At 64.5% G+C, this 18,466-nt stretch carries 1 protein-coding gene; it reads right to left on the bottom strand.

The window, feature by feature from the left end; translation table 11 throughout:
- On the bottom strand, nucleotides 1–18,466 hold an 18,466-nt coding region (locus FGE05_RS29365; RefSeq protein ID WP_139650414.1), incomplete at both ends, for a non-ribosomal peptide synthase/polyketide synthase.

The following is an 18,466-nucleotide window of genomic DNA, read 5'->3' as shown; positions in this document are numbered from 1 at the left end:
CAGGATGCCCAGCAGCGCCGCGACCATGTCCGTGCTGCGGTCCATGCAGACAGCCACGCGGTCATCCGGGCGAATGCCCAGGGCAAGCAACCGGTGGGCGATCTGGTTGGCTCGCTGGTTCAGTTGGGCGTAGCTCAGTTGTTGCGCTTCGAACACCACGGCGACGGCATCCGGACAGGTCGTGACCCGTGCCTCGAACAGGCCATGCAGGGTCAGGCCTTGCGGATAGTCGACGGCTGTAGCATTGAAGGCTTCCAGCAGATGCCGGCGCTCAGCGTCTTCCAACAGCGGGATCTGCGCCACCAGGGCCTGCTCATCGGCAACCATGGCGCGCAAGATGCATTCGAGGTAACCGAGGTAGCGCTCCATCGTGGCCTGGTCGAACAGTGCCGTGGCGTACTCCAGCGAACCGAACAGGCGCCCATCGATCAGGGCCATGTCCAGCAGCACATCGAACTTGGCGGTGCGGCTGGTCACTCCCAACCCTTGCAGTGACAGCTCGGACAATTCCATCCCGCCGGTTTCGCTGTTCTGCCATGACAACATGGCCTGGAACACCGGGCTGTGGGACAGGCTGCGCAATGGCCGGACCACTTCCACCACCTGTTCGAACGGCAGATCCTGATGCGCCTGGGCGCCCAGGGTCTGGGCCTTGACCCGTTGCAGCAAGGTCTCGACGGTCAGTTCGGGCGAAACCTCGACGCGCACCGCCAGGGTGTTGACGAACAAGCCGATCAAGTCTTCGACCTCCGCCTGCATGCGGTTCGCCGTCGGCGTACCGATGACGACATCATCCTGCCCGGACATCCGGCTCAGCAACGCGGCCCACGCGGCCATCACCGTCATGAACAACGTGGCGCCATGACGCTGGCTCAAGGCCTTGAGGCCTTCGGTCAGCGCTTCATCGAAGGCGATCCCTACCGCATGACCGGAATGATCCTGCTGGGCCGGCCGTGGTCGGTCCGTCGGCAAGGTCAGCAATGCCGGTGCACCGGCCAGGGTGTTCTGCCAGTAGTGTTCCTGGCGGCTCAACACCTCGCCGGTGAGCCAGCGCCGCTGCCAGACGGCGTAGTCGGCGTATTGCACCGACAAGGCCGGCAGCGGGTCGTCCTGGCCTTGGCTGAACGCCGCGTACAGCACGCCCAGCTCACGGGTCAGGACATCGGCGGACCAGCCGTCCGAGACGATGTGGTGCAGGGTCACCAGCAACACATGGTCGGCATCGCCCATGCGCACCAGGCGACCACGGGCCAGCGGGCCACGGCTCAGGTCGAAGGCCTGCCGCGCCTCCTCCCCCGCCATGCGCGACAGCTCGGCCTCGGCATCCGGGTGGGCGGACAGGTCATGCCGTTGCAAGGCGAAACCGATGTCGGCCGGAGCAATGCGTTGCTCCACTTCCTGGCCTTGGACAAAGGTCGTGCGCAAGGCTTCGTGACGGGCGACGATGATATCCAGGGCACGGCCCAGGGCGGCGGTGTCCAGCGCACCGCGCAGACGCAAGCCGGTGGGGATGTGATACGCCGCGCTGGCGTTGTCCAGCTGCGCGAGGAACCACAGGCGTTGCTGGGCAAACGACAGCGGCAATGCCTGCTCACGGGACACCGGCACGATGTCCGGACGGGTGCTGCGTGCCGCTCGGGCCAGCACTTGGGCCAACGCGCTCAGCTCGGGTTGGGCAAAGACCTCGTTCAGGCTCAGTTCCACCCCCAACTGCTCGCGCACCTGGGCAATCAAGCGCATCACCAACAACGAATGCCCGCCCAGCTCGAAGAAGTGGTCGTGACGCCCCACCGCTTCGACGTTGAGCATGCCCTGCCAGATCTGCGCCAGGGCGACTTCCGTGGCGCCTTGCGGCGCTACATGCGTACGACTGGCGAAGGCCTCGGCATCCGGCGCCGGCAATGCCTGGCGGTCGAGCTTGCGGTTCGGCGTCAGCGGCAGCGCGGCCAGGCTGACGAACGCACTCGGCACCATGTACTCGGCCAGCAGCGTCGACAGCTCCGAGCGCAAGGCAGCAGCGTTCAGAGTGATGCCAACCTGCGGCACGACATAGGCCACCAGGCGCTTGTCCCCCGGCGTGTCCTCGCGCACGATCACCGCCGCTTCCTTGACCCCGGCGCAGTGACTGAGCCTGGTTTCGATTTCACCCAGCTCGATACGGAATCCCCGCACCTTGACCTGGAAGTCATTGCGTCCCAGGTACTCGATGCGTCCGTCCGGACGATAACGGGCCAGGTCGCCGGTCTTGTACATGCGGGCATCGGGCTGGTCGCTGAACGGATCGACGAGGAAGCGCTCGGCATTGATCGCGTCGAGGTTCAGGTAACCCCGGGCCACGCCATCGCCACCGATGTAGATCTCCCCCGCCACGCCGAATGGCACTGGCTGACGGTGCATGTCCAGCAGGTAGATACGGGTGTTGGCCATCGGCGTGCCGATGGTGGCGTTGCCGACCGCGCCGTCGGCGTCGTAGTGCATGTAGGCGGCGGTGCACGACACGGTCGCCTCGGTCGGGCCGTAGGTATTGATCAGCCGGGTATGGGCCGGGCGTACCGCGTCCCACATCTGCAGTTTCTGCATCGACAGGGCATCACCGGTGACGTTGACCAGGCGCACGTCGCACAGATGATCGCGGGCCTGCGCCGGCGTGCTGTGCCATTCAGCCGCCAGGGTATGCCAATGCGCAGCGGTCAAATGCACGAAGGTTGGCCGGAGCCCGGCGTCCTGCTGCAACTCGACACTGCCGAACAGCACACGGGTCGGCGCCAGGGTGGCGCCGGCGACCAGCGCCGGGAAAATCTCTTCCACCGACAGGTCGAAGTTCAACGTGTTTTGCTGCAGCACCGTGTCGGCCGGCGTCAGTTCGAACAGGCGCACGGCATCCACGCAGTAGTTGACCAGGCCCCGGTGTTCGATCATCACGCCCTTGGGCGCGCCGGTCGAACCCGAGGTGTAGATCACGTAGGCCAGGTGACGCACGCCAAGGTTCGCCACCACCGGGTTGTCTTCGCGGCCTGTGGCAATGCCGCTGCGCACCCGTTCGACGTAGTCGAGCAGCACCACCGGCGTAGCCAGTGGCGGCAAGCGGTCTTGCAGTGCGCGTTGGGTCAGCAGCGCTACCGGGGCACTGTCGGCAATCATGTAAGCCAATCGTTCGGCCGGATACGCCGGATCCAGCGGCACGTAACCGCCGCCAGCCTTGAGTACCGCCAACAGGCCCACCAGCATTTCGGCGCTGCGCTCGACACAGATCGCCACGCGGTCGTCCGGACGGATGCCCAGACCGATCAGGTGATGGGCCAATTGGTTGGCCTGGCGATTCAGTTCGGCGTAGCTCAGGCGCTCGCCTTCAAATACCACGGCAATGGCCTGCGGCCGCGTCGCGACCTGGGCCTCGAAGAGTTGATGGATGGTCTGTTCACGGGGGTACGGTGCCTGGTTCGCGTTGAGCCCGACCAGCAGATGCTGGCGTTCGGCATCGTCCACCAGCGGGATCTGCTCGATCAGCGTCTGGTCACTTGCCACCATGGCACGCACCACCCGCTCGAAATAACCGAGGTAACGCTGCACCGTGGCCTCGTCGAACAAAGCCGTGGCGTATTCCAGGGCGCCGAAGATCTGCCCCTGGGCCTCGCCGAGTTCCAGGGACAGGTCGAACTTGGCGATATTGCTCGCCACACCAAGGCTTTCGAGCTTCAGGTCGCCCAACACCAGCTCGCTGTTGTCCAGGGTCTGCCAGGACAACATGGCCTGGAACAGCGGGCTGTGGGACAGGCTGCGTACCGGATTGAGCACTTCCACCACCTGCTCGAACGGCAGGTCCTGATGCGCCTGGGCACCAAGGGTCTGGTGCCTGACCCGCGCCAGCAAGGCCTCGACCGTCGGTGCGCCCGAAACATCGATACGCACAGCCAGGGTGTTGACGAAGAAGCCAATCAGCCCTTCGACTTCCGACCGTGTGCGGTTGGCCACCGGCGAACCGATCACCACGTCGTCCTGCCCGCAAAGGCGACTCAACAACGCCGCCCAAGCCGCCATCAACGTCATGTACAGGGTGACGCCGTGACGCTGGCTCAAAGTTTTGAGATTGGCCGTCAGCTCAGCGTCGAACGCCAGAGGCAGCGCCGCCCCGCTGTAGTCCTGCTGCGCCGGGCGCGCGCGGTCCGTCGGCAACATCAACAGCGCCGGCGCATCGGCCAGGGTTTGCCGCCAGTAGCTGCTCTGGGCTTGCAAGACCTCGCCGCTCAACCAGCGGCGTTGCCACAGGGCATAGTCGCCGTATTGCACGGCCAGCGTCGGCAGCGGATCCTCCAGGTCATGGCGGAACGCTTCGTAGAGCGCTGCCAGCTCCTTGACCAACACCCCCATGGACCAGGCATCCGAAACGATGTGGTGCATGGTCACCAGCAGCACATGCTCCTCGTCACCCAGGCGGATCAATCGGCCACGGATCAGCGGCCCATGCTCCAGGTCGAAGGCGTCGACGGCTTCCCGCGCCGCCAAGGCGTGTACTTCGGTTTCGGCATCGATCCGCTCGGAAAAGTCATGCTGCAGCAAGGCAAAACCGCTATCGGCCGCGGCGATACACTGCCAGGGCTCCTCGCCCTGGGCCTGTACGAAAGTCGTGCGCAACGCCTCATGGCGGGCAACGATGCGATCCAGTGCCCGTTGCAGGGCGACGTGGTCCAGCGTGCCGCGCAGACGCAGGCCGGCCGGCATGTGGTAGGCCGAGCTGGCCCCTTCCATCTGCGCCAGGAACCACAGGCGTTGTTGGGCGAACGACAGCGGCAAGGGTTCGTCGCGGGAGGCCCTGACAATCTCGGGCAATGTGCTGCGCCCGGCCTGAGACACGGCCTGCGCCAGTTCCATGAGTCCGGGATGAGCGAACAGAGCGGTGAGGCTCAGCTCCACGCCCAGGCGCAAACGGACCTGGGAGATCAGTTGCATCGCCAGCAATGAATGGCCACCCAATTCGAAGAATTGGTCGTGACGGCCGACCTGTTGCAGGCCCAGCAGGTCCTGCCAGATCTGCGCCAGGGTCGTTTCGATTTCGCCTCGGGGGGCTTCGTAGCCGCGGGTGATGACCGAATCCAGGTCTGGGGCCGGCAAGGCCTTGCGGTCGAGCTTGCCGTTGGGGGTCAGCGGCAGTGTGGCGAGAAGTACGTAGGCCACCGGGACCATGTATTCCGGCAACTGCGCTTGCAGGTGGCGGCGCAGGGTTTCGATGTCCACCGTTTCTGACTGGGTGAAATAGGCGACCAGACGCTTGTCGCCTGGTACGTCCTCGCGGGCCAGCACCACCGCCTCCTTCACGGCCTCGTGCTGAGCGAGCTTGGCTTCGATCTCGCCCAGTTCGATGCGGAAACCACGGATCTTCACCTGGTCGTCGTTACGACCCAGGTATTCGATGTTGCCGTCCGACAGGTAACGGCCAAGGTCGCCGGTCTTGTACATCCTGGCGTTCGGTTCGCTGCTGAACGGATCCCTGAGGAAACGCTCGGCCGTCAGGTCATCACGGTTGAGATAACCACGGGCAACACCTGCGCCACCGATGTAGATTTCACCCGGCACGCCCAGCGGCACCGGTTGTTTATGCTCATCCAGCAGGTAGAACTGGGTGTTCGCCACAGGCTTGCCGATGTGGGCAGCAAAGCCGTCTTCACGGGCCATCGATACCCAACTGGAATAGGTCGTGGTTTCCGAAGGGCCGTAGAGGTTGCACAGGCGCTTGACGGAAGTCTGCTCGAACAGTGTTTCCACCAGACTACGCTTGAGCGCTTCGCCGGCCACGTTGACCGTATCGACGCCATCGCTCAAACCACCGGATTCCAACAGCGCCTTGAGCGCCGACGGCACGGTGTTGATCAGGGTGATGTCGTGCTCGCCCTGTTGCAGTTCCAGCACATTAGTGACCACCTCGATGCTGCCGCCGCTAGTCAACGGCGCGAAGCATTCGTAAACCGCCAGGTCGAAGTTCAGCGAGGTCGAGAACAGGGTTTTCGACAGGGTTTGCGCATCGAACGACCGATGGGCCCAAGTCAGGAAGTTCACCGTGTTGCGGTGCTCGATCATCACGCCTTTCGGCAAACCGGTGGAACCTGAGGTGTAGATCACGTAGGCCAGATGCGCCGACGTCAGGCCATCGACCTGCGGATTGGGCGCCGCCTCGTCCTGCCAGATGCCTTTGTCGAGATCGATCAACGGGATTGCCGTCTCGCCCAGCAAGCCACGTGTGGCCGTCTGCACCAGGATCGCCGCCGGAGCACTGTCCTCCAGCATGTAGGCAATCCGATCCGCCGGATAGGCCGGATCCAGTGGCACGTAACCGCCACCGGCTTTCAGGATCGCCAGCAACCCAACGACCATGTCGAGACCACGTTCGACGCAGATCGCCACCCGCGAGTCCGGCTGCACACCCTGCTTGCGCAGGTAATGGGCCAACCGGTTGGCGAGTCCATTGAGTTCGCGATAGTTGAGCTGGTGCCGGCCATGACGCACCGCCAGCGCATCCGGCGTGCGCCGCACCTGCTCCTCGAACAAGCCGTGAATGGTCTGTTCCAGTGGATACTCGGCGTCAGTGGCGTTGAACGCCACCAGCAATTGCTCGCGCTCGTCGGCAGGTACAATCGACAACTCGCGCAACGGCGCGTCAGGTGCATGCTCCAGCGCCTGCACCAGGCTCTCCAGCGCCCTATGCATGTAGCCGCAGACACGTCGCGCACCCACTTCGACCACCGCCTGGGCCGTCAGCAGGAAACCTTCGCCGAGGTCGTCGACGTTCAGGCACAACGGGTAGTTGGTCCGTTCTTCCATGCCCAGGGTGTGAATCCCGTGCCAGGCCGAGATGGCCTGCTCGGACGCGGCTTCACCGGCGCTGTGCCGATAGTTCAACAGCGTGCTGAACAATGGAAGCGAGGCCGGTACGCCGCTGCAACGCTGGGCCAAGGCCAGGGAAGCATGTTCATGCCCCAGCAACCCGCTCAACCGGGCGTGGGTGGCCTTCACGCCTGTACGGACGTCGGTTTGCCCCACACTCACCCGCAGCGGCAAGGTGTTGATAAACATCCCCAGCGCCCGGTCTGCACCGTCGCCGCCCTGCATCCGGCCCATCAGTACGGTGCCGAACACCACTTCTTCACGCCCTGAGACGCGCCCGACTACCTGGCCCCAGGCCAGGTGGACCAGGCTCGCCGCACTCACCCCGAGCTGACGGGCCTGCGCCCGCAAGCGCTGGGCCAATGCCGCATCCACGCCTTGTTGCACTTCTTCGATGCCACTGCCGTCGCCCTGCACATTCAGCAGACCGAACGGCAACGTCGGTTCGTCGATGTCACCCAGCATGTCGCGGAAGAACGCTTCGTGCTGTTCGCGACTCACGCCCAACCGGGCCTGGGCGACATGATTGCGGTACGGTACAGCCGGTGCGAGCAGCTCTGCCTGATCCAGCAGGCTGGCCTGCATTTCATGCACCACCACCTCAAGGGCGGTGTGGTCCAGCGCCACGTGATGGAACAGCAGCATGCCGACCCAACGCTGGTTCGCCAGATCCTGGGCATAGGCCAGCCGCATCAACGGTGCCTGGGCAATGTCGAGGCGGTAGTGACGCGGGTCGAAGCGTTCGTGCAACTGTTGCACTGCATCGCCCGCCGCCGGATCCAGGCCGATTTCTTCAAGGGCCAGCGTCGCGTGGCGCCAGACCACCTGCACCGGTGACTCCAGGCCCTGCCAGGCCATGCTGGTGCGCAGGATATCGTTACGCGACACCACGCTCTGCAAAGCCTGGGCAAAGGCTTGCAGGCGCTCGCGACTGTCAAAGCCGAACATCACCTGCAACACGTAGGGGTCGCCCTGCTCCGCGGCCAGGTGATGGTAGAGAATGCCTTCCTGCAACGGCGCCAGGGCATAGATGTCCTGCACGTTGGCGACGCCGCCAGGCACTGCGGCCACGATCCGGTCGATGGCCTCCTGGTCCAGATCGGCCAGGGGCAACATGTCCGGGGTGATTCGCGTGCAGCCAGCGGGAATGAGGTTGGCCGGCACCACGACGTCTGCGTGTCCGCCGACCGCAGCAGCCAGCGCAGCCAATGTCGGCTGGCCGAACAGCACCCGCACGTCGGCGCTCAGATCCACCTGGCGCATGCGCTCGATCAACTTGACCGCCAGCAGCGAATGACCGCCCAGCTCGAAGAAATTGTCGTGGCGACCTACTCGTTCGAGCTTGAGCAAATCCTGCCAGATCCGGGCAATGGCGCTTTCCACTTCCCCTTGGGGAGCTTCGTATTCGCGGCTGATCACCGCCGATTGATCCGGTGCCGGCAACGCCTTACGGTCCAGCTTGCCGTTGGTGGTCAACGGGAAGGCGTCGAGTACCACGAAGGCGCTTGGCACCATGTAGTCGGCCAGCGAGCCCAGCAACTGCGTGCGCAGCTCGGCAGCTACTGGCTGCGCGTCCTCCCTGGCGATGACATAAGCCACCAGGCGCTTGTCGCCCGGCTCGTCCTCGCGGGCGATGACCACCGCCTCGCTGACCCCTTCGCAAGCCGCCAGCGCGGCCTCGATCTCGCCCAGCTCGATACGGAAACCACGGATCTTCACCTGGTCGTCGTTACGGCCCAGGTATTCGATGCTACCGTCCGCCAGCCAGCGACCCAGGTCGCCGGTCTTGTACATGCGGGCGTTCGGTTCATCGCTGAACGGGTTCTTCAGGAAACGCTCGGCGGTCAGTTCGTCGCGGTTCAGGTAACCGCGGCTCACACCCGCGCCACCGACGTACATTTCACCCACCACGCCCACTGGTACCGGCTCGCGCCGCGCGTCGAGCACGTACAGTTGCAGGTCGGGAATACGCCCGCCAATCGGGCTGACGCCGACCAGCTGGGCATCCGCCGCGCACAGTGCACGGTAGGTCACGTGCACGGTGGTTTCGGTGATGCCGTACATGTTCACCAACTGCGTACCGGCGTTGATTGCCCGGGCGTACCACGGTTTGAGGATGCCGGTTTCCAAGGCCTCGCCACCGAAGATCACCTGGCGCAGGCTGTGGCTCAGGTCGCTTTCGCCCTGGGCCGCGATCAATTGGCGGAACGCGCTTGGCGTCTGGTTCAGCACCGTGACGCCCGCTTTGCACAACAGCGCATAACACTCCTGCGGCGAACGGCTGACCAATTGCGGCACCACCAACAAGCGGCCGCCGTGGGTCAGCGCGCCCCAGATTTCCCAGACCGAGAAGTCGAAGGCGAAAGAATGGAACAGTGCCCAGACGTCCTGCGGGCCGAAGTCGAACCACGGCTGGGTGGCCGAGAACAGCCGGGCCACGTTGCGGTGCTCGACCATCACGCCTTTGGGCAAACCAGTGGAACCGGAGGTGTAGATCACATAAGCCAGATGACTGGAATTCAACCCCTTCACCTGCGGATTGCGCACGGATTGCTCCTGCCAGTCGCTACCGTCGAGATCAACCACAGCGACCGGACTGTCGGCCAACAAGCGACGTGTCGCGGTCTGTGCCAACACCGCAACCGGCGCACTGTCCTGCAACAGATAGGCGAGACGTTCGGCCGGATAGGCCGGATCCAGCGGCACATAACCGGCGCCCGCCTTGAGGATGCCCAACAGGCCGACGATCATGTCCAGGCCACGCTCGACACAGATCGCCACCCGATCATCCGGGCGAATGCCCAGGGCCAGCAAATGATGCGCGAGGCGGTTGGCCCGGGCATTGAGTTCACCGTAGGTCAGCGTCCGGCTCTCGAACACCACGGCCACGGCATCAGGGTGTGTCGCCGCACGTGCCTCGAACTGCCCATGGATCAGCGCATTGTCGGCATAGACCACATCCGAGGCATTCCAGGTTTCCAGCAGTTGTCGGCGCTCGGCCGGCGGCAGGATCTGCAGCTCGCCCAATGGCGCCAGGGGCGACTGCTCCAGCGCCTCCAGCAGATGCTCCAGCACGCATTGCACATAGTCGCAGACACGCCCGGCGCCGATCGACGCTTCAGCCATGACGGTCAGGTTGAAGCCTTCTCCCAGGTCATCCACCGACAACGTCAGCGGATAGTTGGTCCGCTCTTCGCCGCCCAGAACCTGGATACCTTCCCAGGCCGCAATGGCTTCGCTGGAAGCCGTCTGCGCACCAAGGTGACGATAGTTCAGCAGCGCGCTGAACAACGGTGCCGGCGCGGTCACGCCACTGCAACGCTGGGCCAGCACCAAAGAGGCATGCTCATGGCCGAGCAAAGCGGTCAAGCGTGCATGGGTCGCCTTGACCCCGGCACGTACACCCTGCGTGCCCAGTTCCACCCGCAACGGCAAGGTGTTGATGAACATCCCCAGTGCCCGGTCGGCCCCCTCGCCGCCCTGCATCCGGCCCAGCAACACGGTGCCGAACACGACATCGTCCTTGCCCGAGACACGGCCCAGCACCTGCGCCCAGGCCAAGTGATACAGGCTCGCCGCGCTCACCCCGAGTTGACGGGCCTGCGCCCGCAAGCGCTGGCTGAGCGCTCCATCGACCGGCTGGCGGACTTCTTCGATCCCACGTCCGTCGCCCTGCACATCCTGCAGGCCGAACGGCAACGTCGGCTCGGTCACGTCGCCCAGCATCTCGCGGAAGAACCCTTCGTGTTCCTCGCGGCTGATGCCCAGACGGGCCTGGGCCACGTAGTTGCGATACGGCACCGAGGCTGCCAGCAGATGCTCGCGCCCCATCACATGGGCTTCGATTTCCGCCGTGAGCATGGCCAGGGACGTCGCGTCGTCGACCATGTGGTGGAACAGCAGCATGCCGACCCAGCGATTGTTCGCCACGTCTTCGGCATAGCCGATGCGCATCATCGGCGCCTGACGGATGTCCAGGCGATGATGGCGAGGGTGCAGGTGCTCGCGCAGTTGTTGCGCGATATCTCCCGCCGCCGGGTCCAGCACGATCTCATCGAGCCCCAGTCGGGCCTCGCGCCAGACCACTTGCACAGGCTCGTCCAGCCCTTCCCAAACCACGCCGGTACGCAGGATATCGTGGCGAGACACCACGTCTTGCAACGCCCTGGCGAAGTCGTCCAAGCGGGAGCGACTGTCGTAGGTGAACTGTACATATTGCAGATAGGGGTCGCCCTGGGCCGCAGCAAGGTGGTGATACAGGATCCCCTCCTGCAATGGGGCAAGGGCATAGATATCCTGCACGTTGCGTACACCACCCGGCACCGACGCGACGACGCGGTCGATACCGTCCTGGTCCAGATCGACCAGGGGCAACATGTCCGGGGTGATTCGTGTGCAGTCGGCGGGAATGAGGTTGGCCGGCACCACGATTTCGCGCACGCCGCCTACGGCCGCCGCCAATGCCGCCAGCGTTGGCTGGCCGAACAGCACGCGGACATCGGCAGCCAGGTCGATCTGGCGCATGCGCTCGACCAGCTTCACTGCCAGCAGCGAATGGCCGCCCATTTCAAAGAAATGGTCATGACGGCCGACCTGCTCCACCTGCAGCAGGTCTTGCCAGATCCGCGCAATCGCTGTCTCGACCTCGCCTTGGGGCGCCTCGTATTCGCGGGTCACCACCGAGGACTGGTCGGGCACCGGCAGCGCCTTGCGGTCCAGCTTACCGTTGGTGGTCAGCGGGAATACCGTCAACATCACGAACGCGCTGGGCACCATGTATTCCGCCAGGGAACCCAGCAGCTCGGCGCGCAGTTCGGCCGCCGACGGTGGCTCGCCCTCTTCGGCAATTACATAGGCCACCAGGCGCTGGTCCCCCGGCGTGTCCTGGCGCGCCAGAACCACGGCTTCGCGCACGCCGTTGCAGGCGGCCAGCTTGGCCTCGATCTCACCCAATTCAATACGGAAGCCGCGGATCTTCACCTGGTCATCGTTACGCCCGAGGTATTCGATACTGCCGTCCGCCAGCCAGCGACCCAGGTCACCGGTCTTGTACAGGCGGGCGTTCGGCTCATCGCTGAAGGGATTGTCGAGGAAACGCTCGGCGGTCAGCTCCTCGCGGTTCAGATAACCGCGGCTTACACCCGCGCCACCGACGTACATTTCGCCGACCACACCGACCGGTACGGGTTCGCGTTGTGCGTCGAGCACATACAACTGCAAGTCAGGGATGCGTTTGCCGATGGGGCTGACACCGGTCAGTTGGGCGTCGGCAGCACACAATGCACGGTAGGTCACGTGCACGGTGGTTTCGGTGATGCCGTACATATTCACCAGTTGCGTGCGGGCGTTGGCTTGACGAGCGTACCAAGGCTTGAGGATCCCGGTTTCCAGTGCTTCGCCGCCGAAAATCACCTGCCGCAGGCTGTGGTCCAGGTCGCTCTCGCCCTGGGCCGCGATCAACTGGCGGAACGCGCTCGGCGTCTGGTTGAGGATGGTCACCCCGGCCTCGCACAGCAACGCATAGCAGTATTGCGGGGAGCGGCTGACCAGTTGCGGCACCACCAGCAGACGGCCGCCCTGGGTCAGTGCGCCCCAGATTTCCCAGACCGAGAAATCGAAGGCAAAGGAATGGAACAGTGCCCAGACGTCTTGCGGGCCGAAATCGAACCACGGCTGGGTGGCCGAGAACAATCGCGCGACGTTGCGATGTTCGACCATCACGCCTTTGGGCAATCCGGTAGAGCCGGAAGTGTAGATCACATAGGCCAGGTGACTGGCCCCAAGGCCCGGTACATCCGGGTTATGCCGTGGCTGCTGCTCCATTTCGCCGGCTTCGAGCGGATCGAGCAGCACGGTCGGCACGCTCAATGGCGGCAGGGTTTCACACCACTCACGCTGGGTTACCAGCGCCACCGGGCGGCTGTCGTGCAGCATGTAGGCGATGCGTTCCGCCGGATAGGCCGGGTCCAGCGGCACGTAGCCCGCCCCCGCCTTGAGGATGCCCAACAGGCCGACAATCATGTCCAGGCCGCGCTCGACACAAATCGCCACCCGGTCGTCCGGGCGAATACCCACGGCCAACAGGCTGTGGGCCAACTGGTTCGCGCGGGCATTGAGCTGACCGTAGGTCAGCGTCTGGTCTTCATGGACCACCGCCACGGCGTCCGGCTGGGCCATTGCCCAGGCTTCGAATTGACGATGGATCAGGGCGTCTGCGGCATATTCGGCATCCCGGGTGTTCCAGGTTTCCAGCAACTGCCGGCGTTCAGCTGGCGGCAGGACCGTCAAGGCGTGCAGCGCAGTGTGCGGCGATTGCTCCAGGGCGGTGACCAGGCTGTCCAGTGCCATCTGCATGTAACCGCAGATGCGTGCGGCACCGATCGAGGTATCGACCAGGGCCGTGAGGGAGAAACCTTCCCCAAGATCATCGACGTTAAGGGTCAGCGGGTAGTTGGTACGTTCGTCACCATTGAGCGCCTCGATCCCGTTCCAGGCCGTGAGGGCGTCCTGGGTCACCTCGGCGGCGCTGTGCCGGTAGTTGAGCAAGGCGCTGAACAGCGGCGTCGGCGCCGCCACGCCACTGCAGCGCTGGGCCAGCGCCAGGGAGGCATGTTCATGGCCCAGCAAATCCGTCAATCGGGCGTGGGTCGCCTTGACCCCGGTACGAACATCTTGAGCGCCCACGTCCACGCGCAACGGCAAGGTGTTGATGAACATCCCCAGCGCCCGGTCGGCCCCCTCGCCGCCCTGCATCCGGCCCAGCAATACCGTGCCGAACACCACCTGCTGACTGCCGGACACCTTGCCCAGCACCTGCGCCCACGCCAGGTGCACCAGGCTGGCGGCACTGACGCCCAATTGCCGGGCCTGGGCCCGCAGACGCCTGGACAGCTCAGGATCCACCGCCTCGCGGACCTCAGCAATGCCATGGCCGTCCCCCTGCACATCCTGCAAACCGAAGGGCAGTGTTGGCTCATCGATATCGCCGAGCATGTCGCGGAAGAACGCCTCGTGTTCCGCCTCGCTCGCACCCAGTCGTGCCTGGGCCACATAGTTGCGATAAGGCATCGCTTCGCCCAATCGCTCGCCTTGCCCCAACAGGTGCAGTTGCATTTCATGCTGCATCACATCCAGCGCGGTATGGTCCAGCGCCATGTGGTGGAACAGCAGGATCGCCACCCAACGGTCCTGGGCCTCGTCCTGGCTGTAGACCAGTTGCAACATCGGTGCACGGCGCAGGTCCAGGCGGTAGTGGCGCGCATCGAAGCGGCTCGCCAGTTGCGTGGCGACATCGCCGGCCGTGGCATCGGCCTCGAAGCGCTGTGGCTCCAGCTTCACCTGGCGCCAGACCAACTGCAGTGGTTCGTCCAGGCCTTCCCAGGCCACGCTGGTGCGCAGGATGTCGTGGCGGTCGATCACCACCTGCAACGCCTCGACGAACGCCTCGAAGCGTCCGAGGCTGTCGAAGGCGAACTGCGACTGAAGCACGTAGGGGTCGCCCTGTTCGGCGGCCAGGTGGTGATAGAGAATGCCTTCCTGCAACGGCGCCAGCGGGTAGATGTCCTGCACATTACGGGCACCACCCGGCACGGTCGCCACGATCTGGTCGATCGTGTCCTGGGTCAGGTTGACCAGCGGCAACAGCTCCGGAGTGATGTGTTCACAATCCAGCGGAATCAGGTTTTCGGGGACCGCAATTTCCTTGCCGCTGCCCACCGCCGCTGCCAGCGCGGCCAGGGTTGGCTGACTGAACAGCACCCGCACATCGGCACTCAGGCCGGCCTGGCGCATGCGTTCGATCAGGGTCACCGCCAGCAGCGAGTGACCGCCGAGTTCGAAGAAGTGATCGTGACGACCGATCTGCTCAACCTTGAGCACCTCGGCCCAGAGCCGGGCCAGGGTCTGTTCCACTTCACCCTGCGGGGCTTCGTATTCACGGCTGGCATAGGCCTCGGCGTCTGGCGCCGGCAGTGCGCGACGGTCCAGCTTGCCGTTGGCGGTCAATGGGAAGGATGGCAGCACGACGAAGGCGCTGGGGACCATGTACTCGGCCAGCGTGCTGGCCAGTTGGCTACGCAGCTCGTGTACCGACAGGGTGATGTCCGCTTCCGGAATCACATAACCCACCAGGCGTTTCGGCCCGGCTTCGTCCTGCCGCGCCAGCACCACGGCGTCTTTCACGCCGGCACATTGGCCCAACCGGGCCTCGATCTCGCCCAGTTCGATACGGAAGCCACGGATCTTCACCTGGTCGTCGTTACGCCCCAGGTAATCCACGGCGCCGTCGGCACGCCAGCGCGCCAGGTCGCCGGTGCGGTAGAGCAAGGCCGCCGGATCGGCGCTGAACGGGTCGGCGACGAACTTCTCGGCGCTCAGTTCCGGACGGTTCAGGTAACCAAGGGCTACACCGTCACCACCAATGTACAACTCGCCCGCCACACCCACTGGCACGGGTTGCTGTTGGGCGTCCAGCACATAAACCCGACTGTTGCCGACGGGACGACCAATCGGAATTCCCCCCTCGCCCACGGTACGGATTTCGTGCGTGGTGGTGAACGTGGTCGCTTCCGTCGGGCCATAGCCGTTGAGCAGATGCTGCGGTGCGCCATCTTTCAGGACGCGACTGATTACCGCCGGATCCAGCACGTCGCCACCCACGATCAGGTAGCGCAGCTGTTTGAACACCGGCAGCATGCCCGCAGCGTACTGGTGGAACAGCCCGGCAGTCATCCACAGCACGCTGACCGATTGCTCGGTCAACAGCGCGGCAAAGCGCGCCTGGTCCAGCAGCACATCCTGTTCGACCACCACCACGCAACCGCCATTGAGCAACGGCGCCCAGACATCCAGGGTACTGGCATCGAACGCCGGGTTGGAAGCAAACGCCACCCGATCCCCGGCGTTGAAATCCGCGTAGCCGTTGTTGATCACCAAGCGGTTGATCGCCCGATGCGGCACCAGCACGCCTTTCGGGGTGCCGGTGGAGCCGGAGGTGTACATGATGTAGGCAACCGCTTCGGCGCTCAGGGCCAGATCGAGGTTATCGGCGGACTTGTCCAGCTCGACGGTATCCAGGTCGACACGCACAGGGCCTCGCGTCGCGGTCGTGGCACTCAGGGTCAGCAGTACCCGCGCCCCGCTGTCTTCGACCATGAACTGCTGGCGTTCCAGGGGCGCGTGGATATCCAGCGGCACAAAGGCAGCGGCGCATTTGAGCACTGCCAGTTGGCTGACCAACAGTTCAAGAGAGCGCTCCAGCAAAATCGCCACGCGCTCCCCCGGCTGTACACCCAGGCCGACCAGATGACGGGCCAGGCGATTGGCCCGGTCGTTCAGCTCGGCGTAGGTCAGGCTGTGCTCGTCATGCACTGCCGCCAGCGCCTCGGGATTGGCCTGCACCCGTGCCTCGAACAGACCATGGACGGTCCTGTCCTGCGGATAGCTGCGGGTCGTGGCATTGAATTCCACCAGCAGTTGGCGACGCTCGGCCGACGGCAGGACCGATAGGCTGTTCAATGGCGTCTGTGGCGCCTGCTCCAACGCAGACACCAGGTTCTCCAGCACCACGTTCATGTAGGCGCAGATCCGCTGCGCGCCGATCTGCGGCAGCGCCAGCGCGGTCAGGTGGAAATCTTCGCCCAGGTCGTCCACCGACAGCGTCAGCGGGTAGTTGGTGCGCTCTTCGTTGCTCAGGATCTCGATGCCGTTCCAGGCCGCCAATGCATCGGCCGAAGTCACATCCGCGCCGCTGTGCCGATAGTTGAGCAAGGCACTGAACAGCGGCATCGGCGCGACCACGCCGCTGCAACGTTGGGCCTGGGCCAGGGACGCATGTTCATGCCCCAGCAGGCCGGTCAACCGGGCATGTGCGGCCTTGGTACTGCCGCGCACATCCTGGTCGCCCACGTCCAGCCGAAGCGGCAAGGTGTTGATGAACATGCCCAATGCATGTTCGGCACCGTCGCCACCCTGCATCCGACCCATCAGCACAGTGCCGAATACTACGTCCTGTTTGCCGGATACCTGGCTCAGTACCCGCGCCCAGGCCAGGTGATGCAGGCTCGCCGCACTCACCCCCAACGTCCGGGCCTGGGCCCGCAGACGGCGACTCAGGTCTGCGCAAAGGTGCAACCCGGCCTCCTCGATATCGCTGCCGTCGCCGCGTACATCCTGCACACCGAAGGGCAGCGTCGGTTCGTCGATGTCACCGAGCATGTCGCGGAAGAATGCTTCATGTTCCTCGCGGCTGACACCCAGGCGAGCCTGGGCCACGTAGTTACGGAAAGGTGCCGCTTCACCCAGTTGATCGCCCTGGCCCAGCAGATGCGCCTGCATTTCGTGGCGCACCACTTCCAGTGCCGTGTGATCCAGTGCCATGTGATGGAACAGCAACAGCGCGACCCAGCGCTGGTTGGCCGGGTCATGGGCAAAGGCAATGCGCATCAGCGGTGCCTGTTGCATGTCGAGACGGTAATGCAGTGTGTCGAAGCGCTCACGCAGCTGTCCGGCGATATCGCCCGCCTCGGCGGCCAGTACCACCTCCTCGACCGCCAGTTGCGCTTTGCGCCAGACCACCTGCACCGGCTCGTCCAGGCCTTCCCAGACCACCGACGTACGCAGAATGTCATGGCGATCGATCACCGCCTGCAGCGCATGGGCAAATGCGTCCAGGCGCCCATGGTCGGTGACGGTGAACGTCGCCTGCAACACATAGGGGTCACCGGTGGCCGCTGCAATGTGGTGGTAGAGAATGCCTTCCTGCAACGGTGCCAGGGGGTAAATGTCTTGCACATTGCGCGCACCACCCGGCACCGTCGCAACGATGCGGTCGATGGCCTGCTGGTCCAGAGCGACCAGCGGTAGCATCGACGGCGTGATCCGAGTGCTCCCCAGCAGAATGCCGTTGTCCGGTACCTCGACATCGCGACCGCTACCGACCGCGGCGGCCAGCGCCATCAAAGTCGGCTGACCAAACAGCACACGGATGTCCGCCGACCAGCCGAGCTGGCGCATGCGCCCGATCAGGCTGACGGCCAGCAGCGAATGGCCGCCCAGCTCGAAGAAGTGGTCGTGACGCCCCACTTGTTGCAGGCCCAACAGGTCCTGCCAGATCTGCGCCAGGGCGATTTCAGTCTCACCTTGTGGAGCTTCGTAGCCGCGGGTGATGAGTGCATCGTGTTCCGGCGCCGGCAAGGCCTTGCGGTCGAGCTTGCCATTGGGGGTCAGCGGCATGGCATCGAGACGCACATAGGCCACAGGCACCATGTATTCCGGCAATTGCCCTTGCAGGTGGCGGCGCAGCGTTTCGATGTCCACCGTTTCTGACTGGGTGAAATAGGCGACCAGACGCTTATCGCCTGGTACGTCCTCGCGGGCCAGCACCACCGCCTCCTTCACGGCCTCGTGCTGAGCGAGCTTGGCTTCGATCTCGCCCAGTTCGATGCGGAAACCCCGGATCTTCACCTGGTCGTCGTTGCGACCCAGGTATTCGATGTTGCCGTCCGGGAGATAACGGCCGAGGTCGCCGGTCTTGTACATCCGGGCGTTGGGTTCGCTGCTGAACGGATCCTTGAGGAAACGCTCGGCGGTG

Source organism: Pseudomonas sp. ICMP22404, assembly GCF_006227205.1.
Lineage (GTDB): Bacteria > Pseudomonadota > Gammaproteobacteria > Pseudomonadales > Pseudomonadaceae > Aquipseudomonas.
This window is presented reverse-complemented; position numbering and strand designations above follow the sequence as displayed.